This window comes from Streptomyces sp. NPDC093261, from assembly GCF_044753645.1.
GTDB lineage: Bacteria > Actinomycetota > Actinomycetes > Streptomycetales > Streptomycetaceae > Streptomyces.
Genome location: NZ_JBIVNO010000002.1, coordinates 1 through 25,055 on the forward strand (window position 1 = coordinate 1; position 25,055 = coordinate 25,055).

The 25,055-nt window shown below is 69.8% G+C and carries 21 protein-coding genes and 2 pseudogenes; 8 read left to right on the forward strand and 15 right to left on the reverse strand.

Translation table 11 applies throughout. The features are described 5' to 3' along the window. A pseudogene (locus ACIP94_RS06355) lies at positions 1 to 209 on the reverse strand (amino acid transporter); the annotation flags it as partial. Positions 210 to 788: 579 nt separating this feature from the next. On the opposite strand from ACIP94_RS06355, the gene ACIP94_RS06360 reads away from it, so the two are divergent. Continuing rightward, entirely contained in the window at positions 789 to 1,193 is a 405-nt protein-coding gene (locus ACIP94_RS06360) for a hypothetical protein (protein WP_402420429.1), read from the forward strand. 138 nt (positions 1,194 to 1,331) lie between these two features. Here ACIP94_RS06360 and ACIP94_RS06365 read toward each other — a convergent pair whose 3' ends face one another. Then, positions 1,332 to 1,859, reverse strand: a complete 528-nt coding sequence (locus tag ACIP94_RS06365; RefSeq protein WP_402420432.1) for a hypothetical protein — start codon at positions 1,857 to 1,859, stop codon at positions 1,332 to 1,334. Between the two features lie 685 nt (positions 1,860 to 2,544). Here ACIP94_RS06365 and ACIP94_RS06370 point away from each other — a divergent pair. From ACIP94_RS06370 to ACIP94_RS06390, 5 genes are all read left to right on the forward strand, one after another. Then, on the forward strand, positions 2,545 to 3,570 hold the full coding sequence (locus tag ACIP94_RS06370; protein ID WP_402420435.1) for a cytochrome c oxidase assembly protein: 1,026 nt from the start codon (positions 2,545 to 2,547) through the stop codon (positions 3,568 to 3,570). Between the two features lie 71 nt (positions 3,571 to 3,641). Further along, positions 3,642 to 6,272 (forward strand): TIR domain-containing protein, encoded by a 2,631-nt coding sequence (locus tag ACIP94_RS06375; protein WP_402420438.1) that lies wholly within the window; start codon positions 3,642 to 3,644, stop codon positions 6,270 to 6,272. Between the two features lie 38 nt (positions 6,273 to 6,310). Beyond that, positions 6,311 to 6,730, forward strand: a complete 420-nt coding sequence (locus ACIP94_RS06380; RefSeq protein WP_402420441.1) for a hypothetical protein — start codon at positions 6,311 to 6,313, stop codon at positions 6,728 to 6,730. 8 nt (positions 6,731 to 6,738) lie between these two features. Next, positions 6,739 to 8,661, forward strand: coding sequence for an AMP-binding protein (locus tag ACIP94_RS06385; RefSeq protein ID WP_402420444.1), 1,923 nt, complete (start codon positions 6,739 to 6,741; stop codon positions 8,659 to 8,661). Between the two features lie 605 nt (positions 8,662 to 9,266). Next, positions 9,267 to 9,749 carry a DUF5994 family protein gene (locus ACIP94_RS06390; protein WP_402420447.1) on the forward strand — a complete coding sequence of 161 codons (483 nt, stop codon included), beginning with the start codon at positions 9,267 to 9,269 and terminating at the stop codon, positions 9,747 to 9,749. 52 nt (positions 9,750 to 9,801) lie between these two features. On the opposite strand, the gene ACIP94_RS06395 is transcribed toward ACIP94_RS06390, so the two are convergent. The 11 genes and pseudogenes from ACIP94_RS06395 to ACIP94_RS06445 all read right to left on the reverse strand — a co-directional run bounded on the left by ACIP94_RS06395 (position 9,802) and on the right by ACIP94_RS06445 (position 20,533). Next, entirely contained in the window at positions 9,802 to 10,995 is a 1,194-nt protein-coding gene (locus ACIP94_RS06395) for a PP2C family protein-serine/threonine phosphatase (RefSeq protein ID WP_402420450.1), read from the reverse strand. Between the two features lie 132 nt (positions 10,996 to 11,127). After that, entirely contained in the window at positions 11,128 to 11,640 is a 513-nt protein-coding gene (locus ACIP94_RS06400; protein ID WP_351222842.1) for a DUF5994 family protein, read from the reverse strand. Between the two features lie 255 nt (positions 11,641 to 11,895). Further along, on the reverse strand, positions 11,896 to 12,870 hold the full coding sequence (locus ACIP94_RS06405) for an STAS domain-containing protein (RefSeq protein ID WP_079133892.1): 975 nt from the start codon (positions 12,868 to 12,870) through the stop codon (positions 11,896 to 11,898). A 789-nt stretch (positions 12,871 to 13,659) separates the two neighbouring features. Continuing rightward, positions 13,660 to 14,192: pseudogene (locus tag ACIP94_RS06410) on the reverse strand (NUDIX domain-containing protein). Positions 14,193 to 14,219: 27 nt separating this feature from the next. Continuing rightward, complete coding sequence (locus tag ACIP94_RS06415; protein ID WP_351222846.1) at positions 14,220 to 15,263, reverse strand: serine hydrolase domain-containing protein; 1,044 nt, start codon at positions 15,261 to 15,263, stop codon at positions 14,220 to 14,222. Between the two features lie 94 nt (positions 15,264 to 15,357). After that, positions 15,358 to 16,446, reverse strand: coding sequence for a glycosyltransferase family 4 protein (locus tag ACIP94_RS06420; protein WP_351222888.1), 1,089 nt, complete (start codon positions 16,444 to 16,446; stop codon positions 15,358 to 15,360). Between the two features lie 23 nt (positions 16,447 to 16,469). Beyond that, positions 16,470 to 17,006, reverse strand: coding sequence for a dCTP deaminase domain-containing protein (locus tag ACIP94_RS06425; protein WP_030823100.1), 537 nt, complete (start codon positions 17,004 to 17,006; stop codon positions 16,470 to 16,472). Continuing rightward, on the reverse strand, positions 17,003 to 17,542 hold the full coding sequence (gene dcd / locus ACIP94_RS06430; protein WP_351222850.1) for a dCTP deaminase: 540 nt from the start codon (positions 17,540 to 17,542) through the stop codon (positions 17,003 to 17,005). Before dcd ends, ACIP94_RS06425 begins: the two co-directional genes overlap by 4 nt. Next, the gene (locus ACIP94_RS06435) at positions 17,542 to 18,777 is read right to left on the reverse strand and encodes a bifunctional metallophosphatase/5'-nucleotidase (protein ID WP_351222852.1); all 1,236 of its coding nucleotides are present in this window, start codon (positions 18,775 to 18,777) and stop codon (positions 17,542 to 17,544) included. The genes dcd and ACIP94_RS06435 overlap by 1 nt, the downstream gene beginning before the upstream one ends. Then, positions 18,774 to 20,093 (reverse strand): UDP-N-acetylglucosamine 1-carboxyvinyltransferase, encoded by a 1,320-nt coding sequence (locus tag ACIP94_RS06440; RefSeq protein WP_382011429.1) that lies wholly within the window; start codon positions 20,091 to 20,093, stop codon positions 18,774 to 18,776. Before ACIP94_RS06440 ends, ACIP94_RS06435 begins: the two co-directional genes overlap by 4 nt. A gap of 2 nt (positions 20,094 to 20,095) precedes the next feature. Continuing rightward, positions 20,096 to 20,533, reverse strand: a complete 438-nt coding sequence (locus ACIP94_RS06445) for an ATP-binding protein (protein WP_094056867.1) — start codon at positions 20,531 to 20,533, stop codon at positions 20,096 to 20,098. Between the two features lie 175 nt (positions 20,534 to 20,708). Between ACIP94_RS06445 and ACIP94_RS06450 the strand changes: the two genes are divergently transcribed. Next, the gene (locus tag ACIP94_RS06450) at positions 20,709 to 21,980 is read left to right on the forward strand and encodes a helix-turn-helix domain-containing protein (protein ID WP_079088059.1); all 1,272 of its coding nucleotides are present in this window, start codon (positions 20,709 to 20,711) and stop codon (positions 21,978 to 21,980) included. Beyond that, complete coding sequence (locus ACIP94_RS06455) at positions 21,977 to 22,531, forward strand: flavoprotein (RefSeq protein WP_355941094.1); 555 nt, start codon at positions 21,977 to 21,979, stop codon at positions 22,529 to 22,531. The genes ACIP94_RS06450 and ACIP94_RS06455 overlap by 4 nt, the downstream gene beginning before the upstream one ends. Positions 22,532 to 22,599: 68 nt before the next feature. On the opposite strand, the gene ACIP94_RS06460 is transcribed toward ACIP94_RS06455, so the two are convergent. Together ACIP94_RS06460 and ACIP94_RS06465 are read right to left on the reverse strand one after the other, a co-directional pair. Continuing rightward, positions 22,600 to 24,309 (reverse strand): relaxase/mobilization nuclease domain-containing protein, encoded by a 1,710-nt coding sequence (locus ACIP94_RS06460; protein WP_390682968.1) that lies wholly within the window; start codon positions 24,307 to 24,309, stop codon positions 22,600 to 22,602. Further along, positions 24,306 to 24,956, reverse strand: coding sequence for a MobC family plasmid mobilization relaxosome protein (locus ACIP94_RS06465; RefSeq protein ID WP_402420460.1), 651 nt, complete (start codon positions 24,954 to 24,956; stop codon positions 24,306 to 24,308). Before ACIP94_RS06465 ends, ACIP94_RS06460 begins: the two co-directional genes overlap by 4 nt. Between the last annotated feature and the right edge of the window lie 99 nt (positions 24,957 to 25,055).

Sequence of the window (25,055 nt, forward strand, 5' to 3'; positions counted from 1 at the left end):
GCGGCGAGGGCGGCGATGCCCGGCTGGTAGCCGAGGGTGGAGAAGTAGTCGACACCGGTCAGGCACATCACCCGCCACCAGCGCTGGCCCTTGTGCGCCGGCTGGGGCTGGGCATACGGGCCCTGCGAGGTGCCCTTGCCCATGTCGGACAGCCCCTCCAGCATCCACGATCGCAACCGGCTCGGGCGGGCGTGCTCCGTAGCGGCCATCGGCGTGCTCTCCTGGCGTACGGCTCTGCGAACGATTCCGGCCATCGAGAAGTCGGCGTTTCCAGCCTAGGCAGAGAGCGCGCCGGGGGCCTGCGCACCGGGACCCGCCGATGCGCCGGAGCCGGGACGACCCCGCGACGACCCCGGGACGCCCCGCGGCGACCCCGCGACGACTCCGGGGCGTCGCCTGGGGACGTATCGGCCTTCGGGGCAACTGCCTGTGAGAGCAGCCGAGTTCAGTCCCTATCCGCCCCTGCCGGACGGGTGCTGCGGCGCCGGCGGGGCGGACCCGGCCCCGGCGGGCACGCTTCCCCGGCGGGGGCGTGGCGGACGGGGCGCGCCTGTCGCCGTAGGCGTCGCGGCCGGCTGGTTCACATGAGCCGAAGGTAAGAAGTGGAGCGCTCGAAATTACGCAAATGACCTGGCCCTATCACAGATGGTGACCACTTTTCGGACTCTTTCGTTACTGCAATCCAGTGACGGCCGGGTCGCCGCCCGGACGGCTCCATGGAAGCCTCGAAGGTGCGCGCAGTTGGGGGAATCCGTCAGGGGGGATCTGTCACAGCACAGGAGAGAAACGTGAAATCCTCGCTTCGTACCCGCTCCGCCCGTGTCCTCCCCACCGGTGTGCTCGCCGTCGCGCTGCTGACGGCCGGGGCGCCCGGTGCCTTCGCCGCCACCCACACGGACGCCAAGAGCGCGAATGTGATCGCCGCGTCGATCACCGTGCAGCCCTCCAAGACCGAGCTGCGGATGGGTGAGTCGGTGACCTTCACCGGCCGCACCCAGGGCCTGAAGGCAGGCGACGTGCTCAACCTCGAGCGGTACAGCGGTGGCAAGTGGGTCATCGTGAAGAGTGTCAGGGTCGCGCAGGGTGACACCTACACCATCTCGGCCACCAAGCTCGCCGTCAGGGGCACGGAGAGGTTCCGTGTCATCCACGGCAACACCATGTCGCCGACGGTGACCGTTACCGTGAAGTGACCTGACGCCACTGGGTATCTCACGCGAGTGACGCCGAAAGGCATCGCTTCGACGTGACGCCGAGAGGCTGAGGGGCGCCCCGGGCCCGGGGCGCCCCTTTCCCGTATCCGTCGGCTGGGCCTGGGCCGGCGCCGCCTGCTACTCCTCGCTGCAGAACTGCTTGGCGGCCAGGGCTGCCCCGTCCTTGAAGCCCTTCTCGTAGTTGGGGTCGACTCCGGCTATGCCCTGCGGCATCTTGCCGCTGCAGTTCTTCTTGATCGTTGTGAAGCCGTCCCTGAAGCCCTTCTTGTACTGGGCCTCGGCGTCCTTGGACCCCTTGGACTTCGGTGTGCTGCCGCAGTTCACCTTCCCGTTCGTGCTGCTGGAGGCGGTGTAGTGCCCGGCGGGCAGGCCGCCGATGGAGAAGGTCCCCGTGGTGGTCTTGACCCCTCCCCCTGCCTTGCTGCCGGAGAACGACACGAATCCGGGCTCGAATCCCGACCCGACGAGGGTGAACGTGGGGTTGTCGGATGTCGACTTCGCGTCCTCGGTGAGCAGACACCTCGCCTTGGCGGGCACGGTGGTGGGTGCCTGTCCTGTCGCTGCGTGGGCGGCGACCGCTGGTCCGAAGGCCAGTGAGGAGACGACCAGCGGGGCGATCATCGCGAGACGGCTCGTGCGGATCATGTTCTACCTCCCGTGAACGGGATGGGGGCCCGCCGGCGGAGCGGCGGCCCTCTTTGCGGAAGGCGCAGCGCGGCGAAGGTGGGTAACAGGGCGCGAGAAACGGCGGCGATCCTGCCCGGACTCGGGCGTCACCGCGGGGCCGGCCACCGACCCGTGGATCCGAGCCGCCCTCTGCTGCGCCCGCCGCGCCCCGTGCCCGAACGGGGGGCACCGGACGTGCGGTCGTGCGGGGCGCCACGCGTCTGCCGCCGCAGCGCGTCCACGCGGTCACCTTCGAACAGGTGTGCCATCGCCTCCATGCTGCGCCGCCCCGCGGGACGTGTCCACCGGAGGCCTCACGGGTCACTCTGTCACCGGGTGTACGGTGCCGGGTCCGCGCCGAGGGCGTCTGTACCCGCGGCACGCTACCCGTGGATGCCGTAGGCAGGCGCCCGCTGTACGGCCTGACGCTCCATCAACATGCCCTCCCCGCCGCCATGCTGGGGAGGCGGCGAACAAGCGGTGGCCACGGTGCCGCCGCCCGTGCCCGACGCCCGGTGCCGTGCTCCGGGCGCCATGGGTGGTGACGTTCCGCTTCCGCGCGCCCTCGGACACCCCGCCGTCCGCCGGCCGGCCCGCGGAGGCTACCTTCCCCCTGGGAGCCGAGCCGGCTCGCTACGGTACGGACTGAAGGAGGACGATCCGTATGCTTGATCACGCAGTGGCCGATATGTCCGCTCTGTCCGCGGGTTCGCTCGCGGAGCTGACCACGGGACGCCTGCTGTCCTCGTGGCAGTGGGACGTCCCCGCGCTGCTGCTGGTCGTCCTTCTGGGCGGGCTCTACGGCTGGGGTGTCGCCCGGCTACGGCAACGGGGCGAGCCCTGGCCGCTCACCCGTCTCGCCGCCTTCGTGCTGCTCGGACTCGGCGCGCTGGTGGTGGCCACGATGTCCGGACTGGCCGTGTACGACCGGGTGCTGTTCTGGCCGGCGGCCGTGCAGAACATCCTGCTCGACCTGGTGGCGCCCCTCGGCCTGGCCCTCGGCGATCCCCTGCGGCTCGCCGTCGAGGCGCTGCCCGAGGCGGCCGCCGGCCGGGTCCGCCGGGGGATGACCGGCCGGGTGGTGCGGGTGCTGACCTTCCCCCTGGTCAGCACCGCCCTGGTGCTCGCCACCGAGCTGACCGTCTACTTCACGCCCTACTTCGCCACGGCCCTGCGCGTCGGCTGGCTGCACGAGCTGATGTACCTCCATCTGCTCGCGGCCGGATCCCTGTTCGTCGTGCCGGTGCTCACCCATGAGCAGACGCTGCCCGCCTGGTGCACCCATCCGGTACGGGCCGCGCTGGTGTTCCTGGACGGCATCGTCGACGCGGTGCCGGGGGTCGTCGTCATGACGCACGGCACGCTGATCGCGGGAGCCTGGTATCTGCACCATGCCCCGTCCTGGGCACCGGACGTCCACCACGACCAGCAGATCGGCGGCGGGGCGATGCTCAGCATCGCCGAACTGGTCGCGCTGCCCTTCCTGCTGGCCATCCTCGTGCAGTGGGCACGCGCCGAGCGCGTCCAGGCGGCGGCCCTCGACCGCCGCCTCGACGCGGAACTCACCCCCGCCCCCGTGGCCGCCCCGCACCCCGGCGAGACCCCGCCCGCCGACCGCGTACGCCCCTGGTGGGAGACCGAGGAGAACGAGGTGGCGGCCAGGATCCGGCGCCAGCACGGCGAGGACTGAGAGGGCGGGACCGTTCCGGCCCGGCGCGGCGTTGCGGCAGGACGTCGGGGCTGTTCCGGGCGAGGGCCGCGGTGGCGATCAACCGCGCCCCATCTGCCGGTGGTCGACGTGGGTGCGGCCGGTGCGAGGCCGGTTTCACGAGGCCCGCCCACGCGGAACGCGGCTGCGGCGTCGGCGCGTTGGCCGCCTGGCCGCCGGATACTCTATGGGGTGCCGATGCCTCGATCCGTGGCTGTCGTGGACGTGGGGGGTCGGCTGGAACCGCTGCTCAGCAATGCGTGTGGATCGTCGATCACGGCCATCGAGGGGACCCAGCATCGGTGCGGAACGAAGCCCGGCGGCCCACGCCGACGTATGACGCCTTCATCAGCTACAACTCCGCCGACCTGGACGTCGTGCAGCGGCTTGCCGAAATGCTCCGTGAGCGGGGCTTCCAGGTGTTTCTGGACGAATGGTGTCTCGTGCCGGGCGAGACATGGCAGGAGGCCCTGGTGGACGCGCTGGACCGCAGCAAGTGCTGTCTTGTCATGTGCGGTCCGCAGGGGCTCGGTCCCTGGCAGAACGAGGAGGTGCACGCCGCGATCGAGGCGCGGGTCAGCGGTCGCAGGACGCGCGTCGTTCCCGTCCTGCTGCCCGGCTCCGCCGACTCGGCCTACAGATCCGTCCCTTTCCTGTGGCGGTTCACCTACTGCGACTTCCGCCAGGCCCTTGAACAGCCCCGCGCCTTCGAACGCCTCTGCGCGGGCATCCAAGGAGAGGCACCAGGCCCTTCGTTTCCGGCCACGTCGGCGGCGTCCGATGAGCCGGCACGGATGGATTTCCGATCACGCTTCAACGTCATGGCGGCCAACTGGCGGCGCGTCTCCGTCGTGGAAGCGGCTCGCGGAGCGGTCGCAGCAGCCAGGACACCCCTCGTGCTGTACGGACTGCCGGGCGTCGGCAAGACCACCGTGCTGTGCGACGTGGCCGACGAGAACCGCTCGGGCCGGAGGGTGCTCGCGCTGCCGGTGGGCGGGACGGCCGCGGCGGAGCCGCGCTATCTCGTGGACGAGGTCAACACCTGGTTGGCCACGAACTTCGACGGGGCGCTCGCCGCAGAGGACCTGTACAGGCACGAATGGCCGGACGCGCTCGCCCTCCTGTTGCGGCAAGTGGCCGACGAACGGCTCCTGGTGCTGCTGGACGACCTTGTCGCCGGCTCATTCGTGGACACGGTGCTGCGGGTCTTCTCGGCGCTCCCCGAAGGCCTGGTGCTGGCCACCGCTCGCGGTCATCTCGGCGCCGCTCATGAGGCCGGCCATGTGGTCGTGCCTCCGATGTCACGAGAGGAGAGTGCCGAGTTCATCGCCCATGTGGTGGAGAGCATGAGCCTGCCGGTCGATCCGGGGGACATCGCCGACCGGCTACCGGGCGACGTGCTCTCTCATCCGCTCGCACTGCGCACCTTCCTCGCGCACACCAGGTTCGTGCCGACGCCCTTGCTCGTCGATCCCGAGCTGCCGACCGACGTCCTCTCGGCGCGGTCCCTGGTGGCCACGGTGGTCGCCCAACTGCCTGCCGAGCACCAGGACGCCTTGGCCCACGCCGTGGTGCTCGACCAGGTGCCGCTCGCGGATCTCCTGAAGGCCGGTGTGGTTCTGCCGCCCGGGTTCACCGTCGCCCTGCAGGACCTGGCCGGTCGCTGCCTGGTCAGTCATGTCGCCGGCGGCATCGAGGTACCGCGACTGGTCGCGGAGGCGCTCGACATCGCCGCCCCGTCCGCTCGGCGAGCGGCTTTGCGCGACGTCATGGCCCAACTCGGCGAGGCCGTCCGAGAGGCGGACGACACTGCCCTCGTGTCCATGGCTCGTGTGCTGCCGCGCATCGCGCTCATGCTGGCTTCCGCCGGACAGTGGCGGGAACTGCGGGAGATCATCCCTCCACGCTTCCTCGACCGGCTCAACTCCGGCGGGTTCTGGAAAGAGTACGTCCTGCTCGCCCGGGCCCTCATCAGTGCCGCCGACCATCTGGGGGACGAAACGGCACGGGTGGGGCTGCGTGTCCGTGCGTCGCGCAAATTGGGGCAGCTCGGCGATACCCGCACCGCCTGGGATCTCCTGCGTGAAGCCGAAACGGTGACAAGTACGCTGGACTCGCCCGCCCTGCGCGGCGATCTGGCAGGGCTGCGAGCCTTTCTCTCCTATCTGCAAGGGGACGACAAGTCCACGTTGCGGGAATTGAAGGACTGCGTGGAGTGGCGGACGCGTGAAGGTGACGCAGGCGGTCTGCTGATCGCACACAAACTGGAGGGAAACGTCTACCTGCGCCAGCAGAAGCACAAGAAGGCCGCGGCTGCTTATCGTGCCGCGTTGACAGCCGGCGGAGACGAAGCCGACGCTCGGCACCGCTTGGACGCGGAGACGAGCCTGGCGATATGCGAATCCCGGCAGGGGATCAGTGAGACGGCCGTGCTTCGCTTGGAACGGGTGGTACGAGAGATGCGCGCACTCTCGGTGCACAGTGAACTGCCGCGAGCCTTGCACGCGCTCGCGCTGCTGTACGAGAGGCAGGGACTGTCCACACGGGCCCTTGAAGTGGCCCGGCAGGCGGCGTTGGCAAGGGCGAACGACCCGGCGGTACGGGCGGCGGTGGACCGTCTGGTGTGGCGCCTGGAGAATCTGAGGCCGGGATCCGGCCACCGGACAGGTCGGGCGGATTCGTGAGGTGGGCAAGGGGTGCACGTCGCAATGCACCGGCACGGGTGATGAAGCAGGTCCTGCGCAAGGCCGGAGTTCCGGAATACCTCCGCAACGCGTTTCTGGAGGCCGCTCCCGCCCGCTTGAGCCAAGAGACGGGTGCCCTTCTCATCACCTGTCTGCTGCTGCCCGCCCACGACGCAGGGGGCACGGAGGTGACCCTGGACACCGAGAGGTTCCAGGCCGACCTGCTGAGCCGGTGGTCCGCCGAGGGAGGATCGTCTGCGAAGCTGCTCAGGCTGGTCAAGATGATGGAATACCGAAGCCGGGCTCTGCATCCGGCACCCACGAAAAAGCCGGGCGAGGACGGTGACGCGGCCGCCGCCTTCTCGCACTTCTGGGTCTCCAGCGGTCATGACATCGAGGAATTGTCCGTGTTCCTCTCGGACGTCGATCACGAAGCCGTCGACTGGCTCCCGCAATGACGAAGGGTATGACCACGGCGCTCGCCGAACTGCTCGATCACGCCCGCCGCCACGTCCCGTACTACCAGGGGCTGATTCCCCCGACTCCCGTCACCCACGACAACGCGGTCGCAGTCCTCCGCCGGCTCCCCCTGCTTCAGCGGGACGAGGTCAGACGGGAGCGGCCCCGCCTGTGGTCGGCGGCGGGAGACCCGCGGCGCTGGCGCACCGTCCACACCACGGGGACAACCGGCACGCCGCTGGAGATCGTCGTTGACCAAGCCGCACAGCGAGCTGAACTCGCCTCCCTGATGCGGCATGTGGAAAGCCATGTCGGAGCACGCTCCGGGTTTTCGATCCTCCACCTGACGCTCCATCTGGCGTCGGTCTCCCGTACCTCAGTCGCGCCCGAACCGCCCCGCACCAGATTGTCGAAGTGGAATCTCAGCCGTGTGTGGCAGTTGCCCGACGAGGAGTTCAGCCACGCCCTGGAGGAGTTGGCGGGGCAGGTGATCACCGCCATGCCCAGCGTGATGGCCGCGCTGTGCGACCGCCTTGGCCGGTGGCGCGGTCGACTCGCCCGACCGCGGCTGGTTGTTCTCTCCGGCGAGCATGTCACATCGAGCGTTCGTGCACGGGTGGCACAGACCTTCGGCTGCCCCGTCACCACGCTCTACACACTCGCCGAGGCCGGCGTCGCCGGGCACGAATGCGGCGAGAGCGGCAGCTATCACGTCGATGAAGCCGGTGCGTTCCTGGAAGTGGTCGGAGACGAGGGGCTGCCACTGCCGACCGGCGTGCCCGGCGACGTCGCCGTGACCCCTCTCGCGAACCACGCGATGCCGCTTCTGCGCTACCAGACCGGGGACAAGGGCGTCTGGGTCGACGGTCCCTGCGACTGCGGACGTTCTGGCCCTCGCCTGCGGCTGCGGACGGCTCGGTCCGAGCGTGCGGTGGTGACCGGCCCGAGTGGCCGGGATCTGCGAATGATCGATCTGGCCAAGCTCTGCAGGCACCTCGACCTCGGCGTGGCTCGCGTCATCCGCGACGGTGACGAGGTGGTGCTGGAGCATCGAGACGAGCGGCCGGCTTCGGAGGTGCAGCGCACGGTGGTCGCCGCTGCGGTCAGAAGCCTGCTGGGGGCCGAGCTGACGGTCCGTACCCGGCAGGTGACCGGTGCTCCGACTGCCGATGGGCCCACGGCGGAAGCGGGGCGCCCGGCAGAAGGGGCCGTCGTCGGGCGGCCCGGTGTGCCCGCCCTTCCGGCGCCCGGGGAAATCGCGGCTTGGGCCCGGAAGCTGCTCCTCGGAGAGCGGGATGTCCTGGCGGTCGTCCTCACGGGGTCGGCGCTCGATCCCGCCTCGGTCAGCCGCTTCAGCGACATCGACATGTCCGTCATCGTCGACGGTGACCCCTATGGCGAGTACTGGCGCTCCCGGGCGACGGCCATGAACCGGCACATCGCCACCTTGAGAGTGAACGTCACCCAGGCCGCCGCGGTGGCCCGAACACCGCTCGTCGCGTGCCGACTCCTGTCGGAACGCCACCCTGTGGTGGGTTCGCTGGAGCAGGCAGGAGTGGCATGGCCGACCACGGACGCTCTGGCGGCTGAGGGCAGGTTCTGGGCGCAAACCGCGGAGAACGTCCTCTGGACGCGGTTGACCTCGTCCGATCGGGCGCGCACAGACCCCCTTCGGGACGCCTGGCTCGCCTCGCGCTTCTGCCTTGACGCACTGCGCTACAAGTTCCTGTGCGAGGGCGTCCGCGTGACCGCGGCCCGCAGCGTCCTGCGGCTGGCAGCCGAGTCCGAGGTGCCCAACGCCACAGGCATCGGACACGCCTTCGCCGTCGGCCGCGAGCACCGACCGCCCCCGATGGCCGGAACGCCGGAAGCGGACCGATTTCTGCTGGACGCCCTGTCCTGCGTGCGATGGGTCGGGGACTTGTTGTAACGCGGGGGCTTCTTCGAGGGGCATGGTGTCCCGTCCATGCCCCGGACAGCCCCAGCCTGTGCCCCACGCTGCCGCGCAGCCCCTCGACCGCGTTCAGGGGGTGAAGCTCGCCCAGGCCACCCGACGGCCCCTCCCGGCACATGAAAAGGGCGAGGTCCTAAAACCCCGCCCAACCCCCGCAAAGCCCCGGCTCAGGGCCACACCAGGCAATACGGCTGATGCCCCGCCTCATGCAACCGATGGCTGAAATCCTGCCATTCGTGCAGCGATTGGGAGGGGCGGGGCGCTGGCCTGGGGTTTCTCTGTGAAGCGTGCGTTGACCTGCGGAAACACTCCTCGGTAGTTCTCACGGGTCAACGCCGTTTCCCGGACTCATGTGCCCTGGATGTGCCCTCCGGGGACCTGGCTGGGGAGGCGTTCATGCCCAGTTTTCGCGCCTAGGGAGCTCTCGACATGCGACGGACGTCCTGTGTGCTGCATCCGTTCCCTCCGGGGCCGGACGAGGGGGAGCTTCGGAGATGCCGTCGCGCGTGACACCAGGAGTAACGTGGCAGGTGCGGGGCGGAGTCCCGTCGTCGCACCGGCCCTACAGACGGGTGGTCATCATGACCAGCTCGGATACACCACCTGTTCCCCGGCGTCTGCCCAGCGGCGTCCACGAGGCGGTGCGGCCAGGGTGTGCGCTTCTCCGGCTGGAAACGACCGAATCACGCGAAGGCGTCCTCGACGGCGCGTGGTGGCCGCGCTCGCGCGACATCGGTGCTGAGCTGCCCGCGCTCCTGAGCGCCCTCATTGCCCACCTCGGCCCCGTGACCCGTGTGGGACTGGACACCGCGGCCTGGGAAGGTCTCCCGACGCGTATCGCCGTGGACGACCGGGTGGTGCACATCGATGCCTTCCCGGTCGGTGACGACACGGTCCTGATTACCCGGGGCGACACGGACATCTTCTCTCTGCTCGTGGTCCCGCCGGACGCGGCACCGGACGCCGCCCGCGCCGCGATGGCCCAGGCGGTCCGGGCAGACAACATCAGCCAGGCCGAGCAGATTCTCATCGACACCGGGAGCGGGCACGGTTCGCCGCGCTGACGGGCCTGCCGCTGGGCGTGACCGGCCGAGCGGTGTCGGACGGCGGGGGAGATCAGCCGCGCCACTCCACCATGAGCAGCGTTGCGTCATCGCTGGTCTGTCCGCCCCGCGCCTGCTTGAGCGTGTGGGACAGGGAGCGCGTCACCGCCCGGATGCCGCGGCCGGTCCTCTCCAGATGGTTCACGCAGTCGATCAGCTGGTCCTCCCCGAACTCCTCCCCACCGCTCCTGTGCTCCTCGACCACTCCGTCCGTGAAGCAGAGGACTCGGTCCCCGGGCGCCAGCCCCAGCTCGCTGATCCGGGGCTCCGAACCACCGAGGCCGACGGGGAGGGTCGTCGGGGCGGCCAGACGCCGCGCGACGCGGTGGTCGCGGACGAGGATCGGCGGCGGGTGTCCGGCGTTGACCCACTGCACCCGTCCCGTCGTCGTGTCCAGCTGCATCATCTGCGCGGTGACGAAATGCTCGGGACCGAATTGCCTGGCCACGGCGCGGTCCATGAACGCGTAGATCTCCGACAGTCCGATGCCGGCGCGGCGGGCGTGGCGGTAGGCGCCGATGGCCACCGTGGCCATGGTGGCTGCGTCCAGTCCGTGGCCCATCGCGTCGATCATGGCCACGTGGAGGACGTCGTGGTTGAGCGCGTAGTCGAAGCTGTCGCCGCCCACGTCGTAGGCGGGTTCCAGGATCCCGGCCACAGCGACCCGGGGCATGATCATCGCAAGCGGTGGCAGCAGTGACCACTGGATCTCCGCGGCGACGCTCATCGCCTCACCGCGTCGGACGTCGAAGAACAGGTCGGAGTAGCCGTGCTTGGTCACCAGAAGGTCGGCCACCAGGCCGGAGATCCTGAGCAGCAGGCGGCGGTCGTGGGCGTCGATGCTGTCCAGCGTCACCGCCATGACCCCTACCTGGTCACCGCCGTCCAGCAGAGGCAGATGGATCCGGACGCCGTCTTCCTGGGGCACCTCCACGGGGACCGCGTCGAGAAAGCAGCGGCCCGCCTCGGAGTCGTCGATAACCTGCGGTTCCCCGCCGGCGAGGCACTCACCGGGCAGCGGTACGAGCAGCAGCTGGCCGTAGTCCTGCAACAGCACCTGTGGACGGCGGCCACCGAGCCGCTCCACGACGTCGGCGACCAGGGGCCCGATGAGGTGGGGCGGGAGTTCGTGCGCGCTGTCGAGGATCTTTCCCAGGAGAGCTTCCCCGAAGCTTTCGGACCGGTCCGTACGCTGTACTGCCGTCATCCCCTCACCTGCCGCGGTCACGCTTCGTGTGGGGGCGGGCCAGGATGACGAAGGGTCTGTCGGTGCCATGGCTCCATCACGGGGTCGTGGACGCCCGGCCTGCCGGCCACGGAGTCGGCCGGGTCGGGCTGCTCATCTCGGTCCGGCTCCGCCTTCCGACTCCCAAGCGTTCTGTCCGTCGAGGCCGCTCTCGGCGAGTGCCAGCAGGCGCGGAGCCGACAGTGGGTTCCCGGCGTCGGCGGCGGCGGTCAGCAGCCTGGTGGCTACTCCGACCGGCTCGTCCGGGGGGATCACCAGCAGTTCCCAGCGTCCCACGGTGCCGCAGTCCACGGTGATGGCATGCGCCTCGGCGGCCGAATCGGTCAGGACCACCTCGATCACGTGGCCGGGCGCCATCACCTCCTGCGGAGCATCGGGCCAGGCGGCGGACCCCACGGTAACGCGGGTGACGGTGCCGCTGCTCGGATCCAGGGAGCCGACCAGCGCGGGCAATTCGAGTTCGAGTGCGTCGCAGCGCGGCCACCATGCGCCGTCCAGCGGGCCATGGCTGACGTCCGGCGTGAGGCGCAGCCGGGGCATGGGCATCCGGTAGGAGTGTCCGTAACCTGGCGCGGTACCTTCGGCGGGCTTTGTGATGGCGTTCATCGTGCGATCCCGTTCCGGGCGCTGCTTTCCGGCTGCCCGTGTCAGTCACTCGCCGGGAACGGCGCCGCCGTGGTCGTACGCCCGGAAGTTCTCGGTACCTCCCACGCTACTCCCAGCCGTGGCGGGCGGCGTGGTGCGCAGCCATCGCGCCGAGAGGCAGGCAGCCATCGCGTGGAGGCACCTCGGTACGGCGGACGACGGGTCACGTGACCGCCCCGGCCGGTACGACCGCCGGCTCATCGCTCCTCTGCCACGTCATCGGCGTGCCGAGGGCTGCCCTTCGGCGGACAGGGTCAACACGCAGGGGGCTACGGAGCCGGGCAGCCCGACGACCTCACCCATGTTCTGCCAGCCCCAGGACGAGAAGGCGGCTTGTCCTGCCCGGTCGGCAGGATGCAGCAGGGTGATCCCGAGGGAGGAGTGCAGCTCTGTGAGCAGACGCTGTTGCAGCCGGCGGGCGATGTCGCGGTGCTGAACGTGCGGGTGGGCCACGACCTGGGTGAGGACGACGAACCGTGCGCGGGAGGTGAGCCGCTGGATGATCTCCTGGAGCGTTCCGTCGGACCCCCGGCTGCCGGGGCCTTCAGAGCCCATCGGAAAACCGAAGGCGCAACCGACCAGCACCGTCGTCTCGGCGACCAGCAGGGCGAAGCCGGGGCGGCGGGCGGTGATCGACAAGCGGTGCAGGAAGTCCCCGCGGTTGTGGTACCGCTCGCCCGTGGTGCCTGCGACGGACTCCGCAGCCAGGTCCGCGATGTCTGCGCCCATGTCTTCTGCCTGCCAGCGGGTCAGCCGACGAAGGCGGATCCCGTCCTTGAGGACCGGCTGGTCCGGTCGGCGAGCGGAGTCCTCGGGCGCCCCCGTCGCCGCACTCATGAAGCCGTCGGATGCGGCGGGCGGCACGGGACTCGCGGGGGCCGTAGGGAGCAGCGAAGTCGATCCCGTGGCATCGAGGACCCGGGTGATCTGAGCGCACGGATGGTGCAGCCGCAGGCGAGCGTGGACCCGGCCGGCGCGCTGTGCTGCCGACAGGAGGACGTCCAAGCCCCTGGCGTCGCAGGAGCCGACTGTGGTCAGGTCGATGTCGATCACGGTGACACCGTCCAGCAGACACTGCTCCACTGCGGCCCGCAGCAGCGGCGTCGTGGCCGGCCCGATGTCGCCGGCAAGCGTGACGAGCGTCCGCTCTCCTCGGTTTCGCCGATGGATGTCCAGCCGGGAAAAGGTCATCACGTCTCCCCTCGGCGAGGTTGCGGACCTGCACGGGCGCTCAGCGCGACCCTTGCCGTGATGAGCTTGCGCTGAGTTGCTTCGACCGCGGCGTACATGGCCCCGACCCGTCTCCGCGCCGACCGCTGGGGCGGCCCGGATTCACTCGTCTCTCGCCGAGGACGACCCGGCGTGGTGGCCCGGAGTGCGTGATGCCCTCGGTACTTCAACCGTACGTCTGCCGCAACCGGAAGCGGCTGGGTCGAAGGGCGCGGCACGGTAGGGGCCGCGTCACTTGAAAGGCCGTTCTCCAACGTCAGAACGGTGGTGATGCTGCGGCTGCTGGTACGTGTGCGCCTCACAGCCGAGGGCCGGCAGGGTAAGGGGGCACCACCTCGCCCCTGCCCTGTCGCGACAGGTGCCCGGATGCGCGCCGCTCTGGACACAACACTGGCCGCCGCGCAGTTCCCCTGGACACAGCACAACACTGCCGCCCGCGATCGAAGCCGGGCGGCAGAGCGGGCGGACGAATTGAATGCCAGCTCACTTCCGAACCCACACGCGACACGACCTCCACTCACCGGGTCTCCGAACCCATTCGAGCGAAACGTCGCACGCCAGGAGGATCGGTCCCTACGTGAAAGCCAGCGCTCATGGAGCAGATGACCCACCTGTTACCGAAACCGTCCCGCGAAGGGGGACGTGGCAGGGGCGAGCATGTAGCGGAGGAAAGCGGCGAGGTCGGCGAAGCTGAACGCGGTCACTCATCTCACCGTGGGGGCGAGACGCTATCCCAGAAGAGGCGCTCGGTCAGTTCCAACCGTCCAGCGACACCTGAGGCCCGCCGGCCAGGTAGCGATGAAGGGCGCTGGCGGTGGTCTCCACGAACTCTTCGGGGATGGCACCGGTGTCGACCCAGCGGACTTGGGCGTGCTTGCGCGGTTCGCGGTTCTCCGGCTCGCCGGACCATTCATGGGCGACGAAGACGACCGTGAGGAAGCCGTTGGGGGCTTCCACGCCCCAGGCGCCGTGGATGACGTGGGCGACCTTGAGCGCTTCCGGCTTGACGGTCATACCGGTCTCCTCGTACAGCTCGCGGAGGCCGTCGCGGTGATCGGCTAGCCGGGCTCGCTCTTGCCGACCGGGAGATCCCACTTGCCCCTGCCGAATTTGGCCTGGTCGCTGCGCTGGAGGAGGACCACGCGGCTGGTGGCCTTGTCATGGACGATGACGGCGGCGACCAGCAGGGGCATGGATTCCAGGGTGGGCATGAGCGCTTTTGGCTGGTCATCGGTTGTCGGCTGAGCCACGGGGGTCCCTTCGCCGACCGGATCGGTGGGCATCTCGGCCGTACCTCTCGATCGGCTCCTCTACTTGAAGGCGAGCTCTCGGAAGTTGTTGCGGACATCGGTCAGCGGTGCGCGGTCGCGGGTGTAGTAGAGCTTGTTGGTCAGGAGCACCGCCCAGCGGTCCTTGGTGGGTGAGATCCACATGCCCGTGCCGGTGAAGCCGTAGTGGACCCAGACGTCCTCCTCGATGGTGGTGCCGGGAGCGGGGTGCCAGAACAGGCCGCGAGCGGGCTGGAGCTGCCCCGTCTCGATGGCCAGGGACCCGTTGATCCACTCGATGCCGAAACCAGCCCGGAGCTGTGACGCTGCGGGGGCGAGCATGTACTGGAGGAAGACGGCGAGGTCGTCGAGGACGGTGAAGGCGCCGGCGATGCCGCAGACGCCGCACAAGAGGCGGGCCGAGAAGTCGTGGGCGACTCCCTTGAGGTGGGTGTCGGTGTCCTGGTCTAGTTCGGTGGGCGCGCAGCGCGCCGCGAGGCTGGCGGGCAAGGGGCCGAAGCGGGTGGAGGTCATGCCCAGTGGGAGCCAGGTGCGGGTGGTGGCCAGTTGGTCCAAGGGCTGGCCGGAGAGGTGTTCGGCGAGATAGCCCAGGATGAGGGCGGCCCGGTCGGTGTACTCGACGGCTTCTCCGGGTGTCCGATGAAGTTGTTCTTGGAGGACGCCTCGGCGAATCTCGTAGGGGTCGGTGCCGTAGAGGTTCTTCAGCTGCGCCCGCAGTGGGACGCCGGCGGTGTGCGTCAGCAGCTGCCGGGCGGTGACGGATCCGAGCGGGTGCCCGGTGACCTCCTGCCAGAAGCTGCCGAGCGGCTGGTCGAGGTCGAGGGTGCCGTCCTCCCACAGGGCTCCGATGGAGGACCAGACGGCCAGGATCTTGGTGAGGCTGGCGGCGTCGAAGACGGTGTCGGTGCGCATCGGCACCTCCGGCTCGTCGGGGTCGAGGACCCCGGTGGTGCCCCGGGCGAGGGTGCCGGTGGCGTCGCCGAGGGCCCACACGGCGCCCGGGTACACCTTGTCGCGGACTCCCTCGTCGAGCAGGGCTTCGATGCGGTCGCGGTCGTACGTCATGGTCTCCCTCTTCGCCGGGGTGTCCCGCCGGTCAGCGTAGTGACGTTCGTGGAGCGGTTCGGGTAGTGACGTGTCGGGTCGTCTGGCGGTCGGTTCAGGTGAGCTGTCGGCCGAGGTCGGTCAGGGATCGTGCGGTCGCCGAGAGGGGATAGCGTGCCGCGTTGGCATAGCCCGCCTGCCGGAGGGCAGTCATCAGCCCGGGTGTCCTTCTCAGCCGGTCGAGGTCGCGCGCGAGTGCGGCGGAGTGGGTGAAGTCGGTGGCCATGCCGGAAGCGGCGAGGGCTTGATTGAGGCCGGGGACGGGCTGGTAGAGGACGGGGAGCCCGCACGCTTGGGCTTCCAATGCGACGAGTCCCATGGCTTCCAGGGTGGTGGACGGCACGACTAATACGTCGTGTTCGGTGAAGGCTTTCCATAGCTGTGGGCGGCGGAGCCAGCCGAGGTAGCGGACCCGTACGCCGGCTCGCTGCAGCAGTGGGGCCAGTACGTGGAACTGGGCTTTGGGCGCTGCGACGCTCAGCTCGATACCGGGCACGGGAGCCAGGCTCTTGATCAGGGCCTCGGCACCCTTTTCGTTGGTCAGGCGTCCTGCGTACAGGAGCCGCAGGTGGCTGGCGGAGGTGCGTGCCGGCCGGGCGGGCGGGGCGGTAAGCAGGTGGTCGGGGATGCCCCAGGGGATGTGGGTGATCTTGCGGCGTTCGATCTGCGGGGCGAGCTTGAGGAGGCGGTCGGCCATTGCGGTGGTCGGGACCACGATGGCGTCGGCGGCCCTGGCTGTTTCGCGTAGCACCTGGAGCTGGTCTCGATGGGTCTCGGCGAAGAGCAGGTCTGTGCCGTGGACGAGAGCGATCCGGGGATGCGCGGGCAGAGCGTGGATGAGGGCTGGGGTGGCGCCGAACGCGAGGTGCTGCAAGTGGAGGACATCGATCTGTGTGGGATCGACCGCAGCTGTGAGCGCTCTGCGAAGCGTGGCGACGTAGCGGCTGAAGGCCGTTCCTTCCAGGCATTTGCCTGTAACGGGTAGCAGGTTGAGCCCGACGGGCGGTCGGGGATCGTGACCGGGTGGCGCAAGCATGAAGGCGCGGGCCGGGATGAGGGGCTGCTGGCCGGTGTAGAGGTCGAGGAAGAGCTCGACGCTGCCGCCGGGACTTCCGGCGGGAAGGTCCAGGAAGGTGGCGGCCATCGGGCCGGTGGCCGAGCGAGCGTTCACCGCGTGCCTCCGTCGATCTCCTCGTAAAGGCGCGAGACGTCGATGCCTTCCGTGGTCGCGTACTTGGCGGGCTGTTGCTGGTAGCTGGCCGGTGCGCCGAAGGTGGTGAGGAAGACGAGCTTGCCGAAGGTCATGCCCGGATACACGCGCACAGGTCGGGCGGCGCGGATCTCCAGCGTCCACCGGATCGCATGGCCCTGGTGTCCGAGCGGAGCCGAAACGTGGACCCAGATGCCCAGGGAGCCGGTGGTGCGGTCGCCGTTCAGCAGCTGCGCGTACGTCTCCGAACCGGTCCGCTCCAGGGTGATGCCGAGGTAGAGCAGGCCAGGGCGCAGCACGAAGCCGGCGTCGGGGATGGACTGCTCGGTGAAGGCGGTGGGGGTTGCGGCGTCGAGGTCGCCGTCGCAGACGCGGATGGTGGCGCCCAGCCGCCAGTCGTAGGCGTTGGGGGAGACGCGGCTGGGCTCGTACGGCTCGATGGTGATCTCGCCGGCCTGGACGGCGGCGGCGATGGCGGGACCGGTGAGGATCACGATGCCACCACCTGGAGCCGGGCGAGGTCTCGCCAGTAGGCGGAGGGCTGCGGCCCTGTGGCGGCCTGGTACTTGCCGCGGTAGAGGTCGATGGCGCCGGTGGAGAGGAAGAACATGATCTGCCCGATTTTCATGCCGGCGTACACGCGCAGCGGTCGGATCGGGGTGAGCATGAGTGTCCACTGGCCGTGGAAGCCGATGTCGCCGATAGGGGCGGTGATCTCGACGAACAGGCCGAGGCGGCCGACGGAGGAGCGGCCGAACAGCAGCGGGACGAAGGTGTCGGAGCCGACCTCTTCGAGGGTGTGGCCGAGGTAGAGCTCGCCTGGCTGGAGGACGTGCCCGTCCGGGCCGATGGTGGTTTCGCGGGTGGGGTTGGGCCGGTGGGCGTCCAGGACCGTGCTCGTGTACGTGATCAAGGTGGGGCCCAGACGCACGTTGTAGCTGTTGGGGTTGACCTGGTCGGCGGCGAAGGGGGTGATGCGGAGGCGGCCGTCGTGAGCGGCTGCGGTGATCTCCGGGCCGGTGAGGATCATTAACTGCCTCCTTCCGCGGTGTCGGGGGCGGTGAGGACGTGCTGGACAGCCTGGTCCAGACGCAGGCCGGCCTCGTGCGTGCGCTCGCCGAGGTAGTTGTCGGCGAGGTAGTCGGTGGTCAGCACGGTGGTGACGGCATCCGGCAAGGGATCGGGGGCGGTGACGAGCGGGCCGGTCTGGGTGGTCAGATGTGACAGCCAGCCGGGGAGGTCGCTGCGTGCCGGCTCAGGTACGTGGGCGTGCACCAGCTGGTTGGCGAACGGTTCGATGGAGAGCAGGTGGCCCTGGGTGAGGGTGTCGCCGAGTGGTACGGCGCGTAGTGCCGTCTCGTTGAGGATGACCGTGTCTGCCCCGAGTGCCGTACGCAGGCGGGCGGTGAGGTCCACGAGCAGGCTGCGCCGGTCGAGGGACTGGTGGCGGTAGGCCGGTCTGATCGGGCCGAGGACGCCGGCCAGCTGCTGCTTGACGTCCTCGATGCGTGAGTGCAGGCCCGCAAGCTCCGTGGGAACGACGCTCGGGGCCCGATCCGGGAAGGACGTGGTGCCCGCACCCCATCCCGTGCCCACGGGCGTGGCGATGGTATAGCCGCCGGCGAGTTCCCGACCCTTGACGACCAGGGTGTCGTCGACCCGGACCGGCCCGTACTGATCGCTGTGGCAGTGCCCGGCGAAGACCACATCGAGGAACGGACAGGCTGCCGCGAGTTTCCGGTCCTCGTCGAAGCCGGAGTGGCTGAGCAGGACCCAGCTGTCCACCTCGTGGTGGTGAGCGAGCATCAGCTCGCGTAGGGCCTGGACGGGATCAGTGACGCAGTGGCCGGCTCGCTGGGCGACCGGGATCGAGTGGAAGGCTTGTCGGCCGATCACAGCGGTTACGCCGATGCGACGTCCAGTGATGTCCGCGATGTACAAGCGGCGGAAGAGTGCGTCGCCGGTGTTGGCATCGACGGCGTTGGCACAGACAGTGTGCAGGTGGAGGTCGGGTTCGAAGTGGTGGGGCCAGCCGTGGTTGCCAGGGGCCAGCACGTCGTACAGCCCGAGCAGGATCTCGCGCTCGATCGTGCCGCGACCGAGGCGGTAGTACCCACTGCCTTCGAAGAAGTCGCCGCAGTCCACGATGAGCGAGGTCGGGCGCAGCGCGTGGAGGTGGGTCAGGAAGGGCGCGGCGTTGTCGAAAGCGGAATGGACGTCGGTCGTGGCGACGATCTGGCGCAGGTTCCGGCCGTCGGTGGTCATGGGGTGACCTCGCAGATGTCGGCGCCCAGGATGCGCAGCTTGCCGGACAGGTCGGCGTGGCCGCGGCGCAGCTGGTCGAGGCCGCCGATGGTGGTGACGCCCCGGGCCGTGATGCCGACGACCATGAGGGCGGACCCGGTGCGGATGTCGGTGGCTTCGACGCCCGCGCCCGTCAGCTGCTGGGGCCCGGTCAGGCGGCATTCGGTGGGGGAGATCTCCTCGATCCCGGCGCCCAGGCGGGTCAGCTGCGGCAGCAGGTTGCCGTGGCGGCCGGGATTGATGGCGTCGGCGAACAGATGCGTGCCGGGCAGTCCGAGGGCGAGTGCCATGAGCGGTGGTTCGAAGTCGGCGTCGAGGCCCGCAGGGCTCAGAGAGGCGACGGCCCGCAGGGGACGACCAGTGGGGGCTGTCTCATGCGCGCGGACAGTAAGGCCACCCGGCTCCGCGTCTGCGGGGATGCCGAGCTGATGAAGGGCAGCCACGAACGGGCCTACGTCCTTGCCCTGCACGCCGTCGATACGGGCAGTACCGCGCGTCGCGGCGATCGCGCAGGCCAGCGTGGCTGCCTCGATCTTGTCTCCGGGCACGGTCCAGGCAGCGGGGGCAGTCGGCGGCGAGGAGGGCGGCGAGAGAGTCAGTACATGCTCGTTGGCGCGCGTCTCCCAGCCCACCGAACTCAGGGCGTCGAGCACGCTCAGGACTTCGGGTGAGAGGTTGGGTTGGCCCAGCCGTAAGGGGCGGCCGGTTGTGAGGGCGCGCAGTATCGCGGCCACGGTCGCACCGCGAGAGCGGAAGGGCAGTGCGATGGAGACGGTGCCCGTGTGAGAGCTGAGGGCTTCGATGCCGTAACCGGAGCTGTTCTGCCGGCTCCGGTCGCCGAACGCCTCGTACACCTTGAAGTGCAGCTCCATCCCGCGCGCACCGATCCGGCAGCCACCCGGCCAAGGCAGCCGCGCCTGGCCGTAACGCGCGAGCAGGGCGGGGACGAGGTAGTACGAGGCGCGGATGTGGGCTGCCTGCGCCAGATCGGGCAGTCGTTGAGATGCCTCCGTCGGCAGGATCACGTAAGTGGCTGGTTCGCCGACGGGCTGCGTGACATGCCAACCCGCCTGGTGCAGCAGAGTGAGCATGATCTGGACGTCCGTGCTGTCCGGGACGTTGCTCAATCGGCCCGGGCGACCGAGGGCCGCCGCGGCGGCCAGGAGCGGCAGAGCGGCGTTCTTGGAGCCGTCGACGCTCACGGTGCCGGCGAGCGGCGGCCCGGGGCGTACGGCGATCACCTCGGCGGCCACGCCGGGGGCGTGGGTGGTCGTCATCATCAACTCCTCTGGAGGGGCAGGAAACAGGCGACTTCCTGGCTGGGTTTGCTGGTCAGATCGATCTCGGCCCAGCAGAACTTGCCGTTCTTCGTCGGTTCGGCGTGGTACCGGTCGGCGAGAGCGGCGACGAGGAACAGACCCCGGCCGCCCTCGCTGTCCGCGTCGGGCAGAGCCGGCTGGGGCAGGACCGGGCTCGTGTCGCAGACCTCGATCCGCAGGACGGCCTCGTCGAGACAGACCGCGAGCGAGACGGATCCGGTGCCGGCGTACTGGACCGCGTTGGTGACGAGCTCGCTGACCAGCAGTTCGGCTGTGTGCACCACCTCGGCGCCCAGTCCCGAGCCCCAGCCCGCTATCGCGTCCACGGCCTGGTGCCGGGCCTGGCTTGCTGCGGCGGGCGTCGCGGGTAGGGAAAGAGCGAGCTGGTGCGCTTCCATGAGCGGCCTCCCGGTGTAGGTGGGGCCACACCAAGCAACCAGTCCGTCGCCGCGAGTGGTGAGCCCTGACGCGGGCGATGCATGACTTATGCAGGGGCTGCATCACGGCCAACTACGGCTGATCTATGCTCGATTGAGCAGGCAGGATCAGCGACGGCGGAAGGAGCCGTGGCAGATGGCCGACGCGCATGGGGAAGCGAGACGGATCGGAGACCGGATCCGTCGGGCACGGGTGTTACAGCGGCGTTCACAGCACGGCGTGGCCGCAGCGCTTGGGTATCACCAGTCCAAGGTGAGCCGTCTGGAGAGCGGTCGCGGCACGGAGGACATCCGCGTATTACGCGCCATCGCGCAGGAACTGAACATCCCGCCTCATGAGTTGGGCCTCGCCCCGTCTCAGGACGTCTCCGCCGCCGATCGAGAAGCTGACGACATGCACCGCCGCACCTTCCTCGCCGCGAGCATCGCAGCGCTCGCGGCCCCGGCCGGCTCTTCGGCCTCGCACACCGCCCTCGTCCAGGCCCTCCTGCCCGGTCCCGGCCCCGCGGGCACCGGTGGCCCCCAGGGCACGGCCGTCCTGTACGAACGCGTCGGATCAGCACTGAGGCTCTTCCACACCTGCCAATACACGGAGTTGGAGCGCACCCTCCCGAGCCTGATTGCCGACCTGCGACTGGCGGTCGGTGATGCGACGGACGGGGACACGGTGTCCCGGCTCCTGGCCACGGCGTACCAGACGACGACGAGCCTGCTGCTCAAGCAGCACGACCAGGGCAACGCATGGCTCGCCGTCGGCCGGGCGATGGCAGAAGCCGAACGCTCAGGCGACCCAGTCGTCCTCGCCTCCAGCGTCCGTGTCCAGGCCCACGTGCTGGTCCGTGAGAAGCACGCCACGGAGGCCGTCACCTTGGTCCGGCACACCGCCGACCAGCTCACCGGCTCCTACGACCGGCGTTCACCGAAGTACCTCGCCGCCGTGGGACTGCTGCTCCTGCGCGGTGTGACCGCGGCCAGCAGTCGTGGTGATCGCGCGGCCACGAAGGAATTCCTCACCGAGGCGAAAGAAGTCTCGCGGTACGTCACTCTCGACCGGCCCGACGCCTGGGCCACCTTCAGCCCGACCAACGTCGCCCTGCACGAGCTGAGCGCCCTGGTGGCCTTCGGCGACGCCGGCCTCGCCCTTCAGGCGGCCAGGCCCCTCATGCGCCGGCACATCCCGGTCCCCGAACGCCGGGCCGCACTATGGGTCGAAGCGGCTCGCGCCTACAGCCAGCAGGGACGCCTGGCCGACGGCTACCAAGCCCTGAGGATCGCCGAGACCTGCGCCGCCCAGGACATCCGCCGCCCCGACGTCCGCAACCTGGTCGCCGATATGGCCGCCCGCGACCGCCGACGTACCCTGCCGGAACTGCACCACTTCAGCCGCCAACTGGGAGTCCCCGCGTGACCGAACCGACTGCCCCGGACAAGAAGCCCTTCCTGTACGTCGTCGTGTGCGCGGCAGGCGTGGCCCGTGACGTCGGCAAGCTGATCACGGCCGCCCAGGAGGCGAACTGGGATGTCGGCGTCATCGCCACACCGCAGGGATTTGGCTTCATCGACGCTACGGCGATCGAGGCACAGACCGGCTACCCGATCCGCTCCGCCTGGCGTTCACCGGGAGACCCGCGCCCACTGCCCCCGGCGGACGCGATCGCCGTGGCTCCCGCCACCTTCAACACGATCAACAAGTGGGCCGCCGGGATCTCCGACACCCTCGCCCTGGGCATCCTGTGCGAGGCGTACGGCATGGCCATCCCGACCGTGGCACTGCCCTACCTGAACTCCGCCCAGGCCGCCCACCCCGCCTACCAGCAGAGCCTGGACCGGCTACGGGGGATGGGTGTCCTGATCGGTTCCTGCGAACCGCACCGGCCGAGGGCCGGCGGCGCGGCGGACCGCTTCCGCTGGGAGGAAGCACTGGACTTGCTGGAGCCTCTGGTCAACACGGTGCGGTGACGCTGTTCCCTCGGTGTGGGAAACCTGAAGGGTGGACGCGACAGGTACCTCCGCGCCCGCTGACGGCATCACCGGTGTCGAGCAGGTGCCGCCAGGCCAGGCTGTGACGGGCTGGATGGAGTCTGGCCAGGCTGTGCCGGTCGGGCTGCAACCCTGGTGCGGGCTTGGGCAGCCCGTGCTCGGGCGCTGGGAGCCTGCCGGGCGGCGAGGCGTTGGACGCGCCAGGTGAGGGTCCTGGCGGTGGAGCGGGCGTCGTCGAGGGTGCGCTGACGTGCGGCGTGCTGGAGGAGTTGCTCGGGGTCGTGGCCGGCGTTCTCGGCTTCGGTGAGGACTGCGGCCAGGGCGGGCCAGGCAGGGTCGTCGAGGACCTGTTGGGCGTGGTCTGGCAGGATCACGAGGATCCACTGGGCGTGCCGTTCCATGGCGCGTGCCGGTGGTTGGCGCTGAGCCAGGGCGGCCAGCGGCCCGGCAGCAGCCTGTCGGTAGGCGGTCTGGAGATGGGCCAGGGTCTGGTGGGCGGCGGCGACCTGCTGGTTGTGCCGGCGGGCTTGGTGCCAGCGAGCTGTGGCGATGACGATGAGGACGGCGATGTCGAGGAACATCGCCAGCCCGGAGCCGTCGCTGGTGACCGGCGCGGTGCGCAGGGCTCGGACGGCACCCCGCAGGGCGCGGGCCTGGTCCTGCTGGGCGCGGATGCGGGAGCGGGTGGCGCGCTCGAAGGCGACGGCGGCCTGCTGCAGATGTGGCCGCAGGTGGCTGGGGGCGAGCAGCGGCAGGACGTCGATGGCTTCGCCGAGCGCAGCGATGTGGGCCTGGGCGGCTTCGTCGTCGCCGTGGTCGAGGTGGTGGAGGATGCGCTCGGCTGCTGCCGTGGCCTGGTGCCACGGGTTGGGCCTGCGTCGGCTGCCCGGCTCCGCTGCGGGCGGGGCATCGATGGCGGTGAGGAGTTCGCGGATCTTGGGGAAGGACAGGTCGGGGGCGAGTTTGGCGCCGGAGAACCAGATCGGCTCGCCGGCGGCGTTGGTGTCGCCTTCCACGGCGACCTTGTACCCGCGCACGTCACCGGAGGGAAAGTGCTGCACGTCCACAAGGACGCCCTCGACGCCGTCGAGCAGAAGGAGGAACTCCTCCGGGCTGGTGGCGATGGACACTAGCTGGCGGACGGTGGTGCGCAGGCGTTCGCGGGAGGTCTGGGTCTTGCCGACGCGGCGGGCCTTCTCCGTCTCGGCGCGGGTGGGGCGCTTGGCGGCGGTGCGGTCGCCGCGCACGACCTGCTTGAGGCCGTATTCCTTCTCGATGGCGGCGAGTTCCTTGTCGGCGGTCAGGTAGTCGTTCCAGTGGCGGGCGGTGCGCAGGTCGCCACGGACCTTGGTGGCGGCGATGTGGATGTGGTCGTCGGCGTGGCGGACGGCGACCCACCGGCACCCGTCCGGATCGCCTTGTGGCGCGATGCCAGTGGCCGCCACAACGCGGCGCGCGATGTCCGCCCACTCGGCGTCGGTGAGGTGCCGGTCGCCGGGGGCGGCACGTACCGAGCAGTGCCACACGTGCCGCTCGGGCGCCCGGCCCAGTCGGCGGGCTTGCTTAACCCGCAGGTCGAGGTCGGCCACGAGCCGCTTCTTTGTGGCGTCGAAGCCGTCGGCGCGGCCGGGATCGGGAGCGAAGCCGTCCCAGGAAGCGACCAGGTGCGGGTCGGTGTGGTCCTTGGCCTTCTTCGTGTCGAACAGATACCGGATCAGGCCGGCGGTGCTCTTGCCGCTGCCGATCTTGGCGATCACCAGGCCGCCTTCACGGAGACGGCGTGGTTCATGGTCTGCGCGATGTCGCTGATGGCGCCGCGGACGGCGACCAGGGTGCGTTCGGTCTGGGCGAGGACGGTGGCGTCCACAGGGTGTGGATCGCCTCCGGCGTTGAGGCGGTGCGCGATCTGGTTGACGTTGTTGCCGATGCGCGCGACTTCGGCCCGTAGGGCGTCGAGCTTGTCGAGGCAGTCATCGAGCTGGGTGCGCTGCCCGGCCAGGCCCACGGCGAGATCACCGTCGAGGTAGGCCGTGATCACGGCGCCGACGAGGTGGGCGCCGGCGATGCCCATCTTGCGGGCACGGGTAAGGATCCGGGCCTTCTCATCGCTGCTGTAGCGGACATCGACACGTTGCTTGCGCTGGACGCTCTCGCGGGTACGGCGGCGAGCGATGCGACGCAGGGTGACTTCGTCGGCGGGGGCGGCGGGCGGCTGTTCGGCTGCGTCGCCGGGCGTTACCTCCTCGGGCACCCCCTGGTGCCCGAGGTCCTCCGCCACCCCCGGGGCGGAGGTGCCTGCGTTGGACCGGCCCTTGGACGGTCCAACGCCATACCTTGCTGCGCTGGTGGCGATGGTCATCATCTGCGTCCGGTCGGTGGCGAGTTCGGGGTGCTGGTCGTGCATTGAGGGGTTCTCCGTGCGGTGTTGGGGGGCGAGGCCGTGTCGCCTAGTGGGCCGCTCGTCCCCGCTCCGGGCTGTGCGGGAACGAGCGGAGGGGGTCGA

Coding starts and splice junctions, on each gene's coding strand:
- ACIP94_RS06365 (WP_402420432.1), bottom strand. CDS start 1,859: ATGATCCGCACGAGCCGTCTCGCGATGATCGCCCCGCTGGTCGTCTCC.
- ACIP94_RS06370 (WP_402420435.1), top strand. CDS start 2,545: ATGCTTGATCACGCAGTGGCCGATATGTCCGCTCTGTCCGCGGGTTCG.
- ACIP94_RS06385 (WP_402420444.1), top strand. CDS start 6,739: ATGACCACGGCGCTCGCCGAACTGCTCGATCACGCCCGCCGCCACGTC.
- ACIP94_RS06390 (WP_402420447.1), top strand. CDS start 9,267: ATGACCAGCTCGGATACACCACCTGTTCCCCGGCGTCTGCCCAGCGGC.
- ACIP94_RS06395 (WP_402420450.1), bottom strand. CDS start 10,995: ATGACGGCAGTACAGCGTACGGACCGGTCCGAAAGCTTCGGGGAAGCT.
- ACIP94_RS06400 (WP_351222842.1), bottom strand. CDS start 11,640: ATGAACGCCATCACAAAGCCCGCCGAAGGTACCGCGCCAGGTTACGGA.
- ACIP94_RS06405 (WP_079133892.1), bottom strand. CDS start 12,870: ATGACCTTTTCCCGGCTGGACATCCATCGGCGAAACCGAGGAGAGCGG.
- ACIP94_RS06415 (WP_351222846.1), bottom strand. CDS start 15,263: ATGACGTACGACCGCGACCGCATCGAAGCCCTGCTCGACGAGGGAGTC.
- ACIP94_RS06420 (WP_351222888.1), bottom strand. CDS start 16,446: ATGGCCGCCACCTTCCTGGACCTTCCCGCCGGAAGTCCCGGCGGCAGC.
- dcd (WP_351222850.1), bottom strand. CDS start 17,542: ATGATCCTCACCGGCCCGGAGATCACCGCAGCCGCTCACGACGGCCGC.
- ACIP94_RS06435 (WP_351222852.1), bottom strand. CDS start 18,777: ATGACCACCGACGGCCGGAACCTGCGCCAGATCGTCGCCACGACCGAC.
- ACIP94_RS06440 (WP_382011429.1), bottom strand. CDS start 20,093: ATGACGACCACCCACGCCCCCGGCGTGGCCGCCGAGGTGATCGCCGTA.
- ACIP94_RS06445 (WP_094056867.1), bottom strand. CDS start 20,533: ATGGAAGCGCACCAGCTCGCTCTTTCCCTACCCGCGACGCCCGCCGCA.
- ACIP94_RS06450 (WP_079088059.1), top strand. CDS start 20,709: ATGGCCGACGCGCATGGGGAAGCGAGACGGATCGGAGACCGGATCCGT.
- ACIP94_RS06465 (WP_402420460.1), bottom strand. CDS start 24,956: ATGCACGACCAGCACCCCGAACTCGCCACCGACCGGACGCAGATGATG.